Here is a 16204-nt window from a genome sequence, read left to right on the forward strand (position 1 = left end):
AGTCATTTTCAAGATCAGTCGTGGGCATGCGCACTCATCGCGATGCGCGTCTCAGCCTGCTCTTGCTGCAGATGGCGGTTGGCTTCGCCCAGGCGCTCGCCGAGCGACGGCTTCTTCGGCGTCGCCAGCTTGTCCAAGTGGCTCGCCATCTTGTCTAGCGTCTCTTCCAACTTTCTTGACGTAGAGCCGGTACTGCCAGCAGATTGAGCGCCACCAATGGTTGCGGGGCCGTCCATATTGCTCTGCGAGCCGGTCGAAGCTGGGCCACTAGTCGCAGCGGTGGAGCCGCCTGCCCCTTCAATTGCGGCACCTTTTTCCGCGCCCGGCGCGTTTGGAGCATTGCTCTGGCCTCCTCCTTCACCTTCCAATTTAGCCCCGTATCGCCCAGAGGCAACGTTGATCTCGGATGGACTCGAAGCCGCTCCGCTTTGCGGCCTGCTGGGTGGCTGCGGTGCCGACGCACCACCTCCCGCACTACCCCCGGCAGGGGCGCCAGCTGACAAGGCCGGCTTGGGCGCGTTAAACGAAGGCGGGTCACCGCCACCACTGCCCATAGCGGAAGCACTCGAGATCGAGCTACCCCCCATCAACTTACCCATGAAAGAGGCCATGGACTTAGGAGCTGAGCCCGCTGCACCGGTGGTAGCCGATCCGGCCGCGCCGGCCGCAGCACCCGCAGCCGCGCCGGCCGCAATTGCCTGCCCAACGTCTGCAGTACCGAGCGACGACGATCCACTAGCCAAACTCGCGGCGATCGAGTCGGACTTGAAGGTGAGGAACAGAAGGATTGGATATGCGACAAGGCTGCTTGCTAATGTCCTGATGTTACTGACTATGCTTGTCGGGTCGGCCCAAATGATTCCCTTCAGCGATTCCACCGTAGAGTCCCAGACATACGAGAACGCACCGAAGATGACGCCAAGCAGCACCGCTCGATACACCAGCGATACGAGCGACTTGAGTGGTGCAAGGCCTTGATCCCTGAACGTGTCCAGCCCGAGCAGCGCGAAACTAACCGGGGAGACCAGGACAATCATCCCAAGCTCCAAGTAGAACATGAAGATCTTGCAGGCCAGATAAATACCACCACCCAGCACGATCCAGAAGATCGTAGTTAGCACGCTGGCAAGCGCATTGTTGACCGCGCTAACAATGCCAGCGGCGGCAAGGATGCTCGTGGAAAGTGTAATCGTGCCGACGAGAACAGAATTGGCACTTGGTACTGATGACAAAAAATGGCCCAACAAACCAGTACCAACGCTGTCGATGAAGTTAGGGCCATACGTTATCGCAGCAACACAGAGCCCCCCCGAAACGAAGGCGCCAACCGCTTTTGCCATAACGTCTTGCAAATCAGCGCCACGAGTCAGTAGTCGGTAATTGGTCAGAGTAAACTGGAGTGTGAGCAAGACCCCAAGCCATCCCATGACCTTGGGCGCAATCAGGTTGGCGGCCGACGATGCGAGGGATTGCTTGACCATGTCTGCGACGCCATCAGGCGACGCTTGAGCCACGGCCGCCCCTGAAATCAGGAGAAGCGCGCCGGCACAGATGAAACGATTGATTTTCATCGCTGCTTCTCCAACAGCCCTGCGGCGTAGGAGATATTGCCGTTGGGCAGTATCTTGAGATTGCCGATATGTGTTCCCTCGATCAGGATGTCATCGCCTTCGATGGCGTACTTCTGGCTTCGCGATGTGTTGCTGGCGGTCGCAATCACCATCGTGCCATCACTGCGAAATGTGTACTTTTCCCCGGTGAGATTGCTGACATAGACCCCGTCAATGGATTTGCCGCCGCAAGCAGCAAGGATGAGCGCGACAAACATGATTACGATCTTCTTCATTCTTAATCCCTTCAATCAGTTGGTCTTGTAGAGATTGAACTTGTTGAATTGCTGCGACGTACCGCCCTGCCACTTCGGAATCGGCTGGGACAAGATGTTTTGCGCCTCATTGTTGACATTGTCCTGAAGCTGATCTTTCGCCGAGCGTGCCGCCATGTACGTCGTCGCAGCCGTGGCTTGGCTTGCCATCAGTTCTCTGAGTGACTGCAACTCCTGTATCTGGCGGATGTTGATCTGTGAGAGTGTCTGCAGGGCGTCGAGATTGCCGTTGGTGGACTGACTGCGGTTGTACAGGTCGGTCAGGGCCGCTTGGCTCGATGCGTATTGGTCGCGCTGCGTGCCAATCGCGCGGAGCGCAGACTGGAGCGTGTCCGTATTGGTCTGATGCCAGGAGGTGAACATCTTGGCGAAATTGTCGGCCTGGGGACTCTTGAACGTCCGCGCAAAGTTCCGGTCGATCTGCGTGAGGTTGTAGCCAATGGACTGCCCGCCATTCCAGATCGACCCAATAGTGTTGATCATTTTGCCGACGTCGTCACCCATCAGCGAGGTCGGATTGGAGATCAGGTTCTTCAGCTCGGCTTCGACCTGAACACCCTGGCGCACGTAAGCCTGCACCTGCTGCTCGTAGCTTTGGACGAGCTGCACCATGTTGATAAGTTGCGTGACTTCGGTCGAACCGCCAGTCCCCGCGACGGAGCCGGACACGGCCGGCGCGGCAAAGGTGGCGGCAGTGATGAAGCCTGCGATGCGGGTCTTGAGTTTCATCGTTCCCTCACTTGTTCAGTTGGCGGCGGCGAAACGGCAGGTAAACCCAGCTCGCGACAATGAGCGCGGCGCAAGGCCAAGGATTGCCCTTGATGGCTAGGTAGAGCGGGATGGCACCACCGACTACAACAATCGAGATGGCCTTGGCCATTTGCCGATCCGTGAGTGGCTTGCGGGCTTTTTGAGCTTCCATGGTTCAGATCCTTCTTATTGGTCTTCGGCGGGCACAGTGCCAAACGGGCAGCCATACATCGCTGTGAACTCGCGTCGTTGACGCTTAATCTCGGCAGTCGTCTTTGCCGACGGTTGTTGGTGAGGGGCAGGGGCTTGAGCCTGAATCGCCGTGCGGTCCTGCTCGGGCAGCTTGTATTGGGTTGCCAAATGCGTTGCAGCGGGTAGAATTTCCGCAGCCATATGTCGATCCCGTGCTCTTGGATTGTCTCGGTCAGAGGCGCCCGACTGTTCCCGCAGCTTGGGCGCTTCGTTCTTTTTCAAGCGCGAACTCTTATTTCGCATCTTCCATCTACGTAGTCGGCACCTATCTGATCACCTGCTTTTAGCCCTTGGCTTAAGTCGTCTATATCGGATAGCGGGATGACGATGGCAGCGTTCGTGCGACTCGCAATTAGGATTCCCGTGGTATTGAGATCCAGAACCACGCCGAAATACCGCCCTCGCTGTCTATTCAACTCCAGTACTTCTCGATTCATCTCCTTTGCTGTTTGAATTAGGTTGGAAATATTGCCCCGCATGGCCACGTCAACCTGGCTGTCGATGAGTCCGAATATGGACTGGACATACAGATCCAGCTCGACGCGGGCCATGCAGTGCATGGCGTAGAGCACCTGTACCTCGGCGCGGATCTCTTGCAGCGATTGGATGAAGTCGTCAGGCGCCATCACATAGACCTCGCCTCCAGAGCAGCAGTCCGCACCCACCACCAAGGCCAGCAAGTGCCATCGATGCTGCCGCGATCCCCACGTAGCTCGGATCGATGTGCCCGTGGGACAACCAGATTCCCAGGAGCAGACCTACGAATCCGGCCCCGGCACTCAAAGCAGCGGCCAACGGCCAAACCGTGCGGGTCTCTTTGCGCTGCCGGAGATGAATTCTGTCCACCGTCGACAGGTACTGAATCTGGACCAGGTCGAGCAGGAGGAAAAGCGGGTCGTCATTGCCGATCCTGCATCCATGCTCGATGAGGATTCTTTTCACCTTGTCCCGGTCCTGGGGTAGGGTCTTAATAACTTCCTCCCCCATGACCTTGAGTAGGATCAGGAGCGGCTCATTCGCCGCCAGCTTGTGCCCCCTGTGGCCGAGCAGGGATCTGGCAATGTCAGGCTTCATTGCCAGTCGACCTTATTGAGTTCAGAAAAAATATCGCCGACCACTTTGCTCAGTCGGTTCTTCACCAAGAAGCCAAATTCAGACGAAGCCTTCACATCATCAATCGTCAAATGCGCTGACGTCATTGCGGAAACGGCTTCGACAAAAGCATCGTTGCTGCTCCGATCCGCAATCTTGACTCGACCAGCAATCCTGCCGGCCCGGTCTGCATCCTTGAATAGCTTGGTGGCCGCGATGGAGTGACCATCATATTCAACAGGACCCCAAAACTCGTTTTCCCAAACAACGATCTTGGCGTTGCCATTGGTCTTGCTGATTAGCTCACAGAACCCATTGTAGGTATCCGATTTTGCTTGACCTCCGGTCAACACCGAATGAATGAAAACCTTTTTTCCGGCTGCTTCAAGTATTTGGTAGATGTCGTTGTCGACAAGATACTTCGTCAGCGGCAGAAACGTTGCGGCTCCGTTATCAATCACAAAGTCTGAATCGTCGCCGATGATTGCTTCCATCAGTGGGTCAAACCGGCTCTGGATAACCGTGCCGTCTTTGGCAATATCAATGTGAGTGACATCGAGACTTTTGTACTGGGTGAATGTTGCATTCACGGGGTCGGTGTCGGCGCAAACGACTTTCGAGCCGATACTTTTCAGGTACTGTGCCGTCATCACAGACACGAGCGATTTGCCGACGCCCCCTTTTCCTTGCAGGATCATGTGCACGTTATTCATATCAGTCCTTTGCTATTTCCACAGGTTTTGGGATTGGGTTAAATGAGTCAGCGCTTTTAGCGCCTTCAAGACGTCTTAGGGGGTTGTTGGTTGATCTGCCTTCGTTCACTACTGCATTCTGTGCTTGCTGAGGTGCTTGCTTTCTTTGAAGCTCCCGTTCAGTGCGTCGCTGAATGTACTTGTGCAGCCCGGAAACCGAGGTTTCGACGCCGCAGTGTTTGAGGTAGGTGACGATTTCATCAAGCGTGTAGTCGCGAGCCCGAAACTTCGCTATCGCGTCCCAGTACGGGGCCAGCACCGACTCAAGCTTTTTACGCCGAGGCGGGTGCTGGGCCATGTACTCGTCTTCATCCATATCCATCCAATCCTGGTTGTCCTGACTGGCCATCTCAGTCGTTCGTTTCTAGGTGGCGTTTAACTCTTTTCAATTTTCCACACTTTCCTTAACTTTCCTAGCGCACATGTGCGTGTTTTGATAAAAAAATTCACTTTTCTCTAGGTAAAGTGTCAATTAGGTGTTAATTCGGCTTTAATGGACGTTGTTTTTCCGTCTTTTTCCATTCGTGCACTGTGTTTCCGCGACCGCGTTCAGTAGGATCGAATGACGTAGAGGCACGACAGCCATGTTTGCAAGAATTCAGCAGAGCTGAATTCTTGCAACCACGGCGCGTGCAGATGGGGTTCCCCCCTCCACCCCCAATCGCACTCCACCTCACGGTGTCGAGCGCTTGGCCAGCCTGTGGGCTGGACGTGGGCGGAGCCCACTGGTTAAGGACTGGATAGATGGCTAGGCCGCCAAAAGACGAGAGCGAGAGGCTGACTAAGACGGTGGCGTTCCGGCTGACCGTGGCCGATTACACCGCCTACCGGGCAAAGTTCGGGGTGTCCGGCATGTCGCAGTCGGAATTCTTTCGCGAGCACATCTTGGCCAACACTACCCAAGTGATCGCCAGAGCCGTTGCGTCTGCCGATACCAAGCGTGCTGTCTTTTTGCTGCAAAAGGCATCGAACAACATCAACCAGCTCGCGCACCGGGCTAACTCCGAAAACCTCGCGGGAGTCTTGTCCGAGCAGACGTATTCTCAAATATTGGCTCAGCTCGAAAGGCTGAATGACTTCCTGGTGTCGCAGGCCGAAGGGACTCGGCGATGATCATCGACGTCTCAAGCGGCAAGTCTGGGTTCAAGGAGTACTTGGAACACGGCCAAAAGAAGGGGCGTGAACTCCACCGCGACGAACTGGACCAGCGCATTCCCTTGGTCGGCAATTTGGCGGCTTGGGCTCTGGCTTGCGAGGATCAGGCCGCAAAGGGAAATCGGTACGACACATTTACGCTTTCGTTCAGCGAGGACTATGTGTCCGATGAGATGCTGCGCAAGGCGGCAGAGGAGTTTCGCGAACACATATTCGCCGCGTGGCCAGAAGCTGAACGGGACCGAATCCCCTTCTATGCCGAGGCTCACCGTCCCAAGGTCATGACGTATGTCCATGCCGAGACTGGCGAGGTCATCCAGCGTAAGACCCACATTCACATTGGCGTTGGGCGGCACGACCTGTTGACTGGCAAGCATGTCCAGCTCACTGGATATCTTGGGCAGGAGGCTTCGGACAACGCAAAGTATCTTGACGCTTTCCAGGAGTCGTTCAATTCCCGATACGGTTTTGCCAGTCCGAAGCTCAGTCCCCGGGTAACGCCTGAGACGGCTATCGACATGTTGGCTCGATACACCGGCCAGAGGCCGAACGAGCTGGGCACGTTCAATCAGCGCAAAGCAGCCCTTGAAGCTCAAATCCAACAGGCGGTGATCGACCAGGACGTGGTTACTTGGGACCGCTTTGGGCAGATCTTGAATCGGTTTGGTGTTGTCTCTAAGGTTCGTGCGGGCAAGTTCAATGAGTCATATGCCGTTACTCCCATGTGCTCCTCGCGGCGGGTTCGACTCGATGGTGTGTTCTTCCAGCGCGAGTTCATCGAGCGTCCGACGGCGGAGAAGGTGTCCATCATCTCGGACCGTGCGCGCCGCGCCTACATCGAACAACTGGCTCCATACACCGCGCCGGATTACCTAGCGGAGACCTTGAGCGAATGGCACCGCCTGAAGGCCCGTGAGATTCGCTATTTGCACACCAACAGCGATTTCTACAAGAACGTCTATCTCCCCGCTGACGCTACACAGCGTGAGCATTTACTTGATGCGATTGAGAGGGAACACCGTGGAATCCAAAGTCCTGCAGATGATCGCGAGCGACAAAATGCCGCCGCCAGAACTGGCTTGCCGAGACTGCCAGTACGCGACCTGGATGGAGTTCAGAAGCGGAGCGAAATGCTATTGCGCCGTGACCATGACGTGGATGTACGAGTCAATGTTGCCGACCGGCCAGTTGGTCGTGGCATGCGACAAGCAGATGGAGCCGGAGCAAAAGCAAGGGGGCGGGCCCGAGGCCCACTGAGCCAGCCATCCAGCGTCTTGACCAAGCTGCAGGACAATTTGCGCGAGCGTTATGAGCAGGCCCAGGCGCGGCAGAAATTTGCCGAGATCCGCCACAACATCGACGGCCAGCAGCTCTTGGCGAGACTCAGCCACAGTCACGGACTGCGGCCCGAGATCCATGGCGTCGAAAAGGCATTCGATGGATCGACCCGAATCCGCTGTGGCACAAAATCACTGTCAGCCAACGATTTTCTGACCAAGCATCTCGGTATGCCATGGCGAGAGGCCGCCCCCATCCTGCGTGAGGTGTACGAGCTGCAGATTGGAAAGCGTGTCGTCCGTGCTCGAAGCAAGCAAGATGGCAGCGAGGCACGTCGGCTTTGGCGGGAATTCCAGGCCACGCGGAAAGATCAAGCGACAATCACTGAGCGCCTGGCACAGTTCGATGTGCAAACAAAAGTTGGCAGGGCCGAACTAGTTGCTAGGCTGCGCCGCGAGAAGAATCAGGTGCTTGATGGGCTCGGCCGCGAGCGCCGCAAGGCGGTGCGGGCCGCAGAAACGCTCCGCGCCGCGACGCTGAAGGCTGAGTACAACGAGGCCCGTAGGGAAGAGCGGCGCCGGCTCCGACCTCCGCAAAAGGAGGTTTGGCGGGCGTACCTGCAGGAGCAAGCTCAGGCCGGCGATGGTGTCGCACTGCGCGCCTTGCGCCGGATGGACGACAGCGCACGTGCGGTCGATGGGCTCACGATCTCAGGTGTTGGACACCAGGTCGACGAGCGCAAGCGCCACGCCCTGGCTGTGTCGACCGTGCTCAAGACCCTGCGTGTCCATGTCGGGCGCAATGGTGATGTGACATACAGCAGGCATGGCCGGGCTGTGCTGCGCGATCAGGGCGAACGTCTGCAGGTGCTGGACTCGAACAGCGATGAGGCCATCATCGCAGGCCTGACGCTGGCTCAGCAGATGTACGGCCGAATACTCACTCTGACTGGTCCAGAGGACTTTCAGCTCCGCGTGGTGGCGCTTGCCGCTGAACGCGGTATGCCTATCAGGTTTGAGGATCCGCGCCTTGAGGCCATGCGCGCCCAGTTCCACGTCAGCAATGCCAAACCGCGCTCCGTTCGAATGCCGTCCACGGATCATGCACCGAAGAAAGAATCGCCGCAGGAGGTCTCGCCAGAACCTGCGCTATCCTCTTCAACGACGCCACCCTTCGATGACTTGGCAACTGTGCAAGAGTCCGAGGCCGCGCCCGCGCTTGCCATCGATCCCAGCACAGCGCTACACGCAGAGCGGACTGAGCTGGAGGCTGCGCTGCAGGCCCAAGGTCGTGAGATCCGTAAGATCTCCGACGGGGTGCTGTATGTTGGCCAAGTGCGTGTCATCACGCCGTCCGGCCTCGTGGTCCAGTCTGTATCTAGGGATGCGGTGGTGATCCATGATCTCGCACACCTCGATGGTCGCTACGAAGTTGGCCAGTCCACTGAGATTGAATACCGTGAGGGCAGTGGTGCCGACCGTTTGCAGGTCCAAACACCTGACCGTGGTCAAGGCCTGGACCGGTAACGAACAGAGGCCGCCTAGGAGAAGGAATGAGCACGCCAGAAAACGACACGGATCGGCTCATCAATGAGCTGTTTGGGCCTCCCCGGCGCCCTGAGCGCAAGTTGCACTGTTTGACGCTCTACAACCCGTGGACGCGGATGTATCACCTCTACCGGCTCGGCGTGGCCGGCCTGATGCCAATTCGCACCCTCGGGCCGGTCAACCTGCGCGATGCCAAGGACATCGAGCAGTGGTATCGGCAGGACTCCGCATGACCCGCGATGAGCTGATTGCGGCGGTGCCGATACGGGAGTCCAAGGGCCGTTTGTACGTTCGCATCGATGACGTGCCAGAGCCATGGCGCGCGCAGTTTGCAGCGGCGATGGAAGGGAGCGCATTCATCGCGGTCCAAGGCGAGACGTGCATCACCCCGTTTGCCCACGATTGGGATGCTTGGGTCCGCGACCAGTGGCACGGCCGTCCCGGACCAACAGGGCTGTGCAACCGAGGCCCACGCAGCCCCTGGAAAACCAGGTACTTTGTCGATACCGAGTTCACAGACTTCATCGATTGCCGGCTCATCAGCGTAGCGATCGTGGGCGAGGACGGCAGCGAGTTCTACGGCGAGTGCTCGGACGTGGATCTGTCCGTGTGTAGCGAATTCGTGCGCGCGGCTGTGCTGCCGCAGCTCGGCCAGTTTCCCGGCCGCTCGATGCCGGCCGCGCAACTGCGCGACGAGCTAAGGGCATGGCTGCTCGCCATGCCGGCAAAGGCCAAGCGGGTATTGTGTTTCGACTACCAGGGCGACTATGACCTAGTGCTGGATCTGCTCGATGGAGAAATGCCTGTTGGCTGGAAGTGCGAGCACGTACGCGGCAAGCTCGATGCTGAGCGGCTGGAAAGGTACTTCCGTGAGCATGGCGGCCGGCATCACGCACTGTACGATGCGCGCGCGAATGCGTTCGCTTTTCTCTAACGATCGGCTTGGGGCGCAAAATGCGCATCACTAAGGCTTTCAAGAATGGCAATTCACAGGCTGTGCGAATTCCGGCTGACTTGGCCTACGAGCAAACGGACGTGGAGTTGGAAATTGAGCGGGTGGGGGACGAGCTGCGCATCCGCCCAGCGCGCCGGCCGCTCGCCGGGGTATTGAAGAAGTTCGCTGCGTTCGGGCCGGACTTCCTGGCCGAAAGGCCGGGCGAGCAACAGCAACGTGAGCGCGACGCCCCGTAGTGCCGCGTTACCCTCAAGTCGCGAACGCTGTCGCGGCCAACGTGGTGCTGGTCGCTACAATGGACGTGACTTTGTAGGCTATCTCAGCATCAAGATATGAGCACACCCACCTACACCAACAAGCCGGCGACAACGGCCAAGCCGAAGGTAGTGGTGCGCCGTTCGGCCAAGCGCCTCATTGTCACTATGACTATGAGGCGCCAATTGCGCGCCAACGCGAGGGTGACTACGCGCTGTACCTTCCCCGAGCTGCCAGAGTGGCGGCGGACCGGGCGATAACGTGCGGCTCGCACCAGCAGTGTGGTCGCTGGAGTTACGCGCCAGCGTCCAAAACAATCTTGTAGTGAGACCTCAGAGATGACCAGCACAGGTCCCGAGAAGCAACCTGACGAGTGTGTTGTTCACGACCATCCCGTCCCTGCCAGCCAACTCGGGAGATACAGCGTTGATCGTGACCCGCATTCCGAGCATGACATTGCTAGCTATGTCGAAGGGCAAGCGCCGGATGAGGAGGTTCAACATGTTGAGCACGTCAAGCGCGAGGTTGTGTTGGGCGACGTCTATGACATATGGGATGTCACTACCAACAAGGACCGTTGGTGGGTGATCACGAATCTTACGAACCTCTACTCTCAAAAGTATTTCCCCAGTCTCGACTACACGCTTTCGTTTCACATCGGGTTGATGGCGCGCCTGCGTAGCAGGTCCGGGCGGATAGACGCGGCGGAGCCAACCCCCTTCGACGAAGTTTTGCGTCGAATGGATCAGGCCGAGGAGCGGCACGATGCCGCTGTTGAAGTTGAAGACTTCCAGGCCGTCGGAATGCTTCTTCGTGAGGGTCTCATCTCACTCGTGTCTGCCATGCGCCGCCGTGTCTCGATCGCAGAAGGCATTGATAGACCACAAGATGCCAATTTCATTGGATGGTCCGACCTGCTCATGAACGAGTTGTGCGCCGGCGGTAGCAACAAAGAGCTGCGGCAGCACCTGAAGAACACTGCGAAAGAGACGTGGCAACTCGCGAACTGGCTTACCCACACGCGAAGTGCCACAAAAACGTCGTCATCCATTGCACTCCACTCGTGTCAGACGATCGTCGGGCATTACATCCAGATTCTGGAAGGCGGGCGCTCCGACCGCATTGGCAGTTGTCCAGTGTGTAAGTCCCGCGACATTCGAACGCACTTCGATTCCGCCATTTCTCCAGACGGGGACTACTACTCCAGTTGCGGTGTGTGTGATTGGAACAATCACCCCGCGTATAAGGCCGAGGTCTAGTTCATATCTCAATCGGCCCCGCTATGGCGGGCGGCAGAAGCGCGTATGGGCGAGTTGGCCCGGATGTTGATCAACTGCGCGTTTTTGCGGTTCATGCCACCAAGGCCAACTGGGACGGACCATCCTGCCGTGCAGCTATAGTTCCGGTTGCCCGCGAGTAATGTACCCACTAGTCATCCGTGACCGATGCCGGAGGTTACTCGTTTGTCTGCCTTACCCGGTTGCTGCTTACAATGGCATCCTTATTTAGCGGTCATGCACGACTGGACATCATCGGTCATCGGTGTCTGGTGCACCAGTCATTGATGTCTTATGGGCTATCATTCTCTTTGTCAGTAGATGCGCGTACATTGCGACTCAGCGACAAAGAAGAAGAGAGGACCACATGGCGACCGCCACGACAGGGAAGACTGCCACCGTACTGCCGATGCGGCGGCCCGCCAAGCCGGACCAGGCCTCTGACAAGAAGTGGGGCAAGGCGGTGATGAAGCATGGATTCTGCATCATCCCGTCGATCCTTCTGCGGGCCCAACAACGCCTCGGCTTGAATCCGACGCAACTCGCAGTGCTGTTGCAGCTTGCAGACTACTGGTGGCAGGCAGACCGTAAGCCCTATCCGAGCAAGCAGACTTTGCACGAGCGACTCGGCATTAGCCCACGGCAGATTCAGCGCCACATTGCGGATCTGGAGGAGGCCGGTCTGGTTAAGCGCGTGGAACGGCGAGCTACAAACGGCGGAAAACTGAGCAACGAGTACGATCTGTCTGGTCTGGTCGAGCGGCTCAAGAAGATTGCGCCCGAGCTTGACGAGGCCAAGGTTATCAGCCGAGCAGCGACTAGCAAGGGCGGACTGGCGAAGGTGAGGGCGACAAAGGCCAAGCCAGCAGACGCACAACAAGAAGAGTGATGGGATGGAGTGGAGAAATCCTGCCCGCTGGGAACGGTGGGAAGACAGAACGATCGATGGCGCTGACTATTCGTTTGCACACCTGGTGCAATTTGATATGCGGTTGGAGAGGCCGGCGAAGGGAGAGCTGGAGGCGTTCAGTATCGGTATTCGTGTGATATTCGATTGCCATGTCGTGACTGAGAAGGACGAAGGCAAGGGCCCAGGGGACGTGGTCGGCGATTCGCGCTATTGGGTTGATGCAGGGGACAACTGCCGGCTTTTCCATGCGGAGCGCTATGAGCAGTCGAAAAGCCTGCCTGACCTAATTCGCGGCCTGCCCGAAGGAAAGACCAAGTGTTACGTGGCCAAGAACACCAACTACATGGTGTGGCGCCCGATGGGGGCGGGCCTAGGTGGGCCACACTACCAAGTGTTCTTCGACCTCTACCGCACAGCCGACGCCACGCCGCGTCTGGTGATGTATGTGCAGAGCGCTTACGTCAAAGACAATCCCCTGAAGGCGCAGCGCGAAAGCGAGAGGCCTTTTGCGACGGTGTGTGCCGAGTTGGCCGGTCTTATCAAGAAGGCGCCCAAGGGACCGCGCAATAAAGCTAAAAAGGGGAAGGGGCGGTAGAAAAGCAGAAGCCCGCGTGAGCGGGCTTCTGGTACATCGGGTCCGGGTCCTCTTATCAGCGATTGCTGGACCATCTGGCGATGGTGGGCGGCTCCTCGCACCGGCGTAGGGAACCTCACTTTGATTCGAATATGCTTGCCGCATATTTGATTGCCATTTTAGCACCATGATCAAAAAAGAGTGAAGGCCCGTGATGTAGCGTGAGGTGGAGTCTCAGAGAAGTGACTCAAGATTCACTGTGCGTGTGTCTGTGCCACGACATGTGCTTAGAGAGAGGCGAGAGCCACGCGAGCGAATCATCCAGTATGAGTGCCAGGGTTCACCTGATTACCCGGTACGATCCCGGTACACATACCAGCTAGCCTCAGCTTCCCACGCTTACCCTAAGTTACTGATTCCTAAAGGAAAGCTAGTTTGCTCTCGTTAGCCTCACTTTCCCTTAATTATCAGTAACTTATTGATTTATAAGGAAATTTGTAATCATCAGGTGGCGGGTTCGAGTCCTGCAGCCGGCACCAAACACCTATCCAAGGGCATCCTTGGAAGTCTTGAAACCCGTGATAGCATAAGGCTTCACGGGTTTTTTTATTCCAGCGTTGTCCAGCGCTGCCCGTCTGAATCCGGGGGCATGTGGGGGCACCTCTGGGGGAATATGGCCATTTGGTAAGTGCCCCCGAGAAAAATGCCCCCTCGGGTTGTAAGGTGCCCCATGCCATTGACCGACATCGCCATCCGAAAAGCGACGCCCCGTGAAAAGCCGTACCGCCTTGCTGACGGGGGCGGCATGTATCTGGAGATCGCACCCTCGGGCGGGAAGTACTGGCGCCTCAAGTACCGCTTCGCCGGCAAGGAAAAGCGGCTCGCGCTGGGCGTCTATCCGGATGTTTCGTTGGCGGCAGCGCGCGAGAAGCGCAACGACGCCCGGAAGAAGCTCGCGGCCGACATTGATCCAGGCGAAGCCAAGAAAGCCGATAAGCGGGCGGTACGTCTGGCAGCGACCAATTCCTTCGAGGCAGTTGCGCTTGGCTGGATGGATGAACTCAAGCCGTACGTTACGGCTGGGTCGATGGCGAAGACCAAGGCTCGCTTCGAGAAGGATGTTTTCCCTTGGATCGGCAAGCGACCGGTAGCGGAAATCGATGCCCCTGAAGTTCTAACGGTCCTAAAGCGGATCGACAGCCGTGGTGCTCGTTTCACGGCTCACAAGGTCCGTGGTGAGATCAGTCGTGCATTCCGCTATGGAATCAAGGAGGGCTATTGTAAGTTTGACCCGGCTCGTGATTTGGTCAATGCCATCCCACCGGCGCAGACGACGCACTTCGCTTCGATTACCGAGCCCGCGAAGGTTGGAGCCATGCTTCGGGCATTCGACGGGTTTTCCGGTACGTTTCCTGTCCTCTGTGCGCTCAAGCTTGCGCCCATGTTATTCACTCGGCCCGGCGAACTGCGCAAGGCCGAATGGGCTCAGTTCGATCTTGATAGGGGAGAGTGGCGATACCTTGTCACGAAAACGAAGACCGAGCATCTGGTTCCGCTCGCGACGCAATCTGTTCAGATTCTGCGGGAGCTTCACGCACTGACCGGCAACGGTCGTTACGTCTTTCCTGGAGCCCGTTCGGTCCAGCGCCCAATGAGCGATGCCGCAGTCAACGCGGCTCTGCGTCGCTTGGGCTACGACACGCGGACGGAAATTACCGGTCACGGTTTTAGGGCGATGGCGCGCACGATTCTTCACGAGGAGTTGGAGCAGAAGCCCGAAGTGATCGAGCATCAGCTTGCTCATGCCGTGCCCGACACGCTCGGTAAGGCATATAACCGCACGAAGTTCCTCAAGGAACGGAGGGCGATGATGCAGAAGTGGGCTGATTATCTGGACAAGTTGAAGGCCGGAGCTGACGTCGTTTCGATCGCGGCGAGAGCTGGATAACTGGTCGATGGGCCGCCTCTCACGCTCGCCACGCCGGCCGTCATTGGGCAACACATCGACGAATTCGATTATGTTTTGCCTTGTGGCACATCGGCAGGTGGTAGCCGATCAGCGGCTTCGCGACAACGCTGACCGACGGCGTTGATGTAGCGATCAGCGAAATGATTGTGAGCGATATCGATAGCTTCGAGGCCGCCCGGATGGCAGGAGCATCAATTGAGCTAGTCGACAAGCACTACCGACATTTGAGGCATGACCGGATGCGGGCCAAGCTGGACGCAATTACCCTCGCCTAGTCCGGGAATGCCGGCATCGTCGTCGGCGCCAATTGTGTGAAGCGATCGGCCGAGGCTACGTCGTGCTTGGACTTCTCATACCGTCTGGCGGCGAGTACTTCTGTCCTTATACTCACCGAAATTAGCAACAGACATTGTTGGGGGTATAAGTGCAAGTCCGCGTCAACCTGCCGCCCGGTTCCCTGATCGACTACCTGGATTTTTGCGAAGCCATCGCGCACGCGGTCTACCCGGACCCCGAAGGCATTGACTGTATTGTCGCGAAGAAAGTCATCTCTAGCGTCCCCATTCTTCCAGGGAGCAATCCGCCGGCGAGCAATCCGTACCACCCCGGGTGGCAGAGTGTGTTGATCTCCGAGGATGGCCAGACACTTGATCAGCTTTCGCCGTCGGATCGGACTGCCCAAGCAGGGACCAGGCAGTTTGAGCTTTCTTTGACAGATCCCGAATTCCCCTGTTATCAGCTCGGCGAACTGACGGGTCAGGGCCCCCTTAGCGACGATGATCTCCGGACGCTGGAAGCGTTGTTGCCACAGTTGCCTCCGTTGCGATACCCGATATCGGAAGATGATGCGGCTGCGTTCATGAGCGCCTATCTCAGGTTGCCTAACCATCCCGCGTGGCAGCCAGTTCTGATCTCGGCGGGGGGGATCGAGCAGCGCAGGATGAACGCCAAACGTAAGCATCAGCGGGTGCTCCAAAACGCGTTTGCCGGTGGTCAACTGGCTTCGGTGGACTGCGACCACGTCCCGGTTGCAGCCTTGGGCGCTGGTTACTTCATTCCTCGAAATCACGCAGTCGCGTACTTGGAGTGGGCTGGTTTGGCGCATTCCGACATTGTGATGGGCGACGATAGGGGCGTTGCGGAGCTCCGGGAGCAGGAAACCCCGCTGGAATCCCAAGGACAGGCAACCCCTCCGGAACCGACTGGCGGCAAGCAGAGCGTTTCAGCAGGCGATGTACGCGATGCTCAAGAACCTCAACAGCCTGGAGTGTCCCCGGAAGCCTCTACCAAGAAAAAGAGGGCTGTGGGCGAACCAAAGTACGGTGCCGAACAAATAAAGAAAATCGTCTACGAGTGCCGAGATTTGGAGAAAAGAGGCGTGCACGATTTCGCAAAAGTGATTGCACAGAAGTACGGGTACAGCGAGAGGCGGTTGTACACCCTTAGAAAGGAGGTTGAGGCGGAAGAGGAGGCGCAAAAAGCCATCGGTCGGCGGGTTGTGAGGGCTCAGTAGTTCCGACCCATTTCCGACTCATTTCCGACATGGACGTCGG

The 16204-nt window shown here is 57.6% G+C and carries 18 protein-coding genes; 10 read left to right on the forward strand and 8 right to left on the reverse strand.

What is annotated here, in order from left to right; genetic code table 11:
* Positions 1-14: 14 nt before the first annotated feature.
* From R2676_RS18405 to R2676_RS18440, 8 genes are all read right to left on the reverse strand, one after another.
* A complete protein-coding gene (locus R2676_RS18405; RefSeq protein ID WP_316857391.1) occupies positions 15-1571 on the reverse strand; it encodes a hypothetical protein in 1557 nt (518 codons plus the stop codon).
* Positions 1568-1846, reverse strand: a complete 279-nt coding sequence (locus R2676_RS18410) for a hypothetical protein (RefSeq protein ID WP_316857390.1) — start codon at positions 1844-1846, stop codon at positions 1568-1570. The genes R2676_RS18405 and R2676_RS18410 overlap by 4 nt, the downstream gene beginning before the upstream one ends.
* A 15-nt stretch (positions 1847-1861) precedes the next feature.
* The gene (locus R2676_RS18415) at positions 1862-2614 is read right to left on the reverse strand and encodes a TrbJ/VirB5 family protein (protein ID WP_316857389.1); all 753 of its coding nucleotides are present in this window, start codon (positions 2612-2614) and stop codon (positions 1862-1864) included.
* Positions 2615-2621: 7 nt separating this feature from the next.
* Positions 2622-2807 (reverse strand): hypothetical protein, encoded by a 186-nt coding sequence (locus tag R2676_RS18420; protein ID WP_316857388.1) that lies wholly within the window; start codon positions 2805-2807, stop codon positions 2622-2624.
* 298 nt (positions 2808-3105) lie between these two features.
* Complete coding sequence (locus tag R2676_RS18425; protein ID WP_316857387.1) at positions 3106-3513, reverse strand: hypothetical protein; 408 nt, start codon at positions 3511-3513, stop codon at positions 3106-3108.
* A complete protein-coding gene (locus R2676_RS18430; protein WP_316857386.1) occupies positions 3503-3961 on the reverse strand; it encodes a hypothetical protein in 459 nt (152 codons plus the stop codon). Before R2676_RS18430 ends, R2676_RS18425 begins: the two co-directional genes overlap by 11 nt.
* On the reverse strand, positions 3958-4692 hold the full coding sequence (locus tag R2676_RS18435) for a nucleotide-binding protein (protein ID WP_316887278.1): 735 nt from the start codon (positions 4690-4692) through the stop codon (positions 3958-3960). The genes R2676_RS18430 and R2676_RS18435 overlap by 4 nt, the downstream gene beginning before the upstream one ends.
* A gap of 1 nt (position 4693) precedes the next feature.
* A complete protein-coding gene (locus tag R2676_RS18440; RefSeq protein WP_316857384.1) occupies positions 4694-5080 on the reverse strand; it encodes a hypothetical protein in 387 nt (128 codons plus the stop codon).
* A 395-nt stretch (positions 5081-5475) separates the two neighbouring features.
* On the opposite strand from R2676_RS18440, the gene R2676_RS18445 reads away from it, so the two are divergent.
* From R2676_RS18445 to R2676_RS18490, 10 genes are all read left to right on the forward strand, one after another.
* On the forward strand, positions 5476-5844 hold the full coding sequence (locus tag R2676_RS18445) for a plasmid mobilization protein (RefSeq protein WP_316857383.1): 369 nt from the start codon (positions 5476-5478) through the stop codon (positions 5842-5844).
* A complete protein-coding gene (locus R2676_RS18450; protein ID WP_316857381.1) occupies positions 5841-8690 on the forward strand; it encodes an LPD7 domain-containing protein in 2850 nt (949 codons plus the stop codon). Before R2676_RS18445 ends, R2676_RS18450 begins: the two co-directional genes overlap by 4 nt.
* 26 nt (positions 8691-8716) lie before the next feature.
* Positions 8717-8944 (forward strand): hypothetical protein, encoded by a 228-nt coding sequence (locus tag R2676_RS18455; RefSeq protein WP_316857380.1) that lies wholly within the window; start codon positions 8717-8719, stop codon positions 8942-8944.
* Positions 8941-9645 carry a 3'-5' exoribonuclease gene (locus R2676_RS18460; protein ID WP_316857378.1) on the forward strand — a complete coding sequence of 235 codons (705 nt, stop codon included), beginning with the start codon at positions 8941-8943 and terminating at the stop codon, positions 9643-9645. Before R2676_RS18455 ends, R2676_RS18460 begins: the two co-directional genes overlap by 4 nt.
* 20 nt (positions 9646-9665) lie before the next feature.
* Positions 9666-9902: a type II toxin-antitoxin system VapB family antitoxin gene (vapB, locus tag R2676_RS18465; protein ID WP_316857377.1), complete on the forward strand. Its 237-nt coding sequence runs from the start codon at positions 9666-9668 to the stop codon at positions 9900-9902.
* Between the two features lie 357 nt (positions 9903-10259).
* Positions 10260-11180, forward strand: a complete 921-nt coding sequence (locus R2676_RS18470; RefSeq protein WP_316857376.1) for a hypothetical protein — start codon at positions 10260-10262, stop codon at positions 11178-11180.
* 385 nt (positions 11181-11565) lie between these two features.
* On the forward strand, positions 11566-12087 hold the full coding sequence (locus R2676_RS18475; RefSeq protein WP_316857375.1) for a helix-turn-helix domain-containing protein: 522 nt from the start codon (positions 11566-11568) through the stop codon (positions 12085-12087).
* Positions 12088-12091: 4 nt separating this feature from the next.
* A complete protein-coding gene (locus R2676_RS18480) occupies positions 12092-12703 on the forward strand; it encodes a hypothetical protein (protein WP_316857374.1) in 612 nt (203 codons plus the stop codon).
* Positions 12704-13412: 709 nt separating this feature from the next.
* Complete coding sequence (locus R2676_RS18485; protein WP_206274097.1) at positions 13413-14630, forward strand: tyrosine-type recombinase/integrase; 1218 nt, start codon at positions 13413-13415, stop codon at positions 14628-14630.
* A 445-nt stretch (positions 14631-15075) separates the two neighbouring features.
* Positions 15076-16164, forward strand: a complete 1089-nt coding sequence (locus R2676_RS18490) for a hypothetical protein (protein ID WP_206274096.1) — start codon at positions 15076-15078, stop codon at positions 16162-16164.
* The last annotated feature ends 40 nt before the right edge of the window (positions 16165-16204 follow it).

Origin of the sequence: Ralstonia flatus, assembly GCF_958439105.1 — a bacterium.
In the GTDB taxonomy this organism is placed as follows: domain Bacteria; phylum Pseudomonadota; class Gammaproteobacteria; order Burkholderiales; family Burkholderiaceae; genus Ralstonia; species Ralstonia flatus.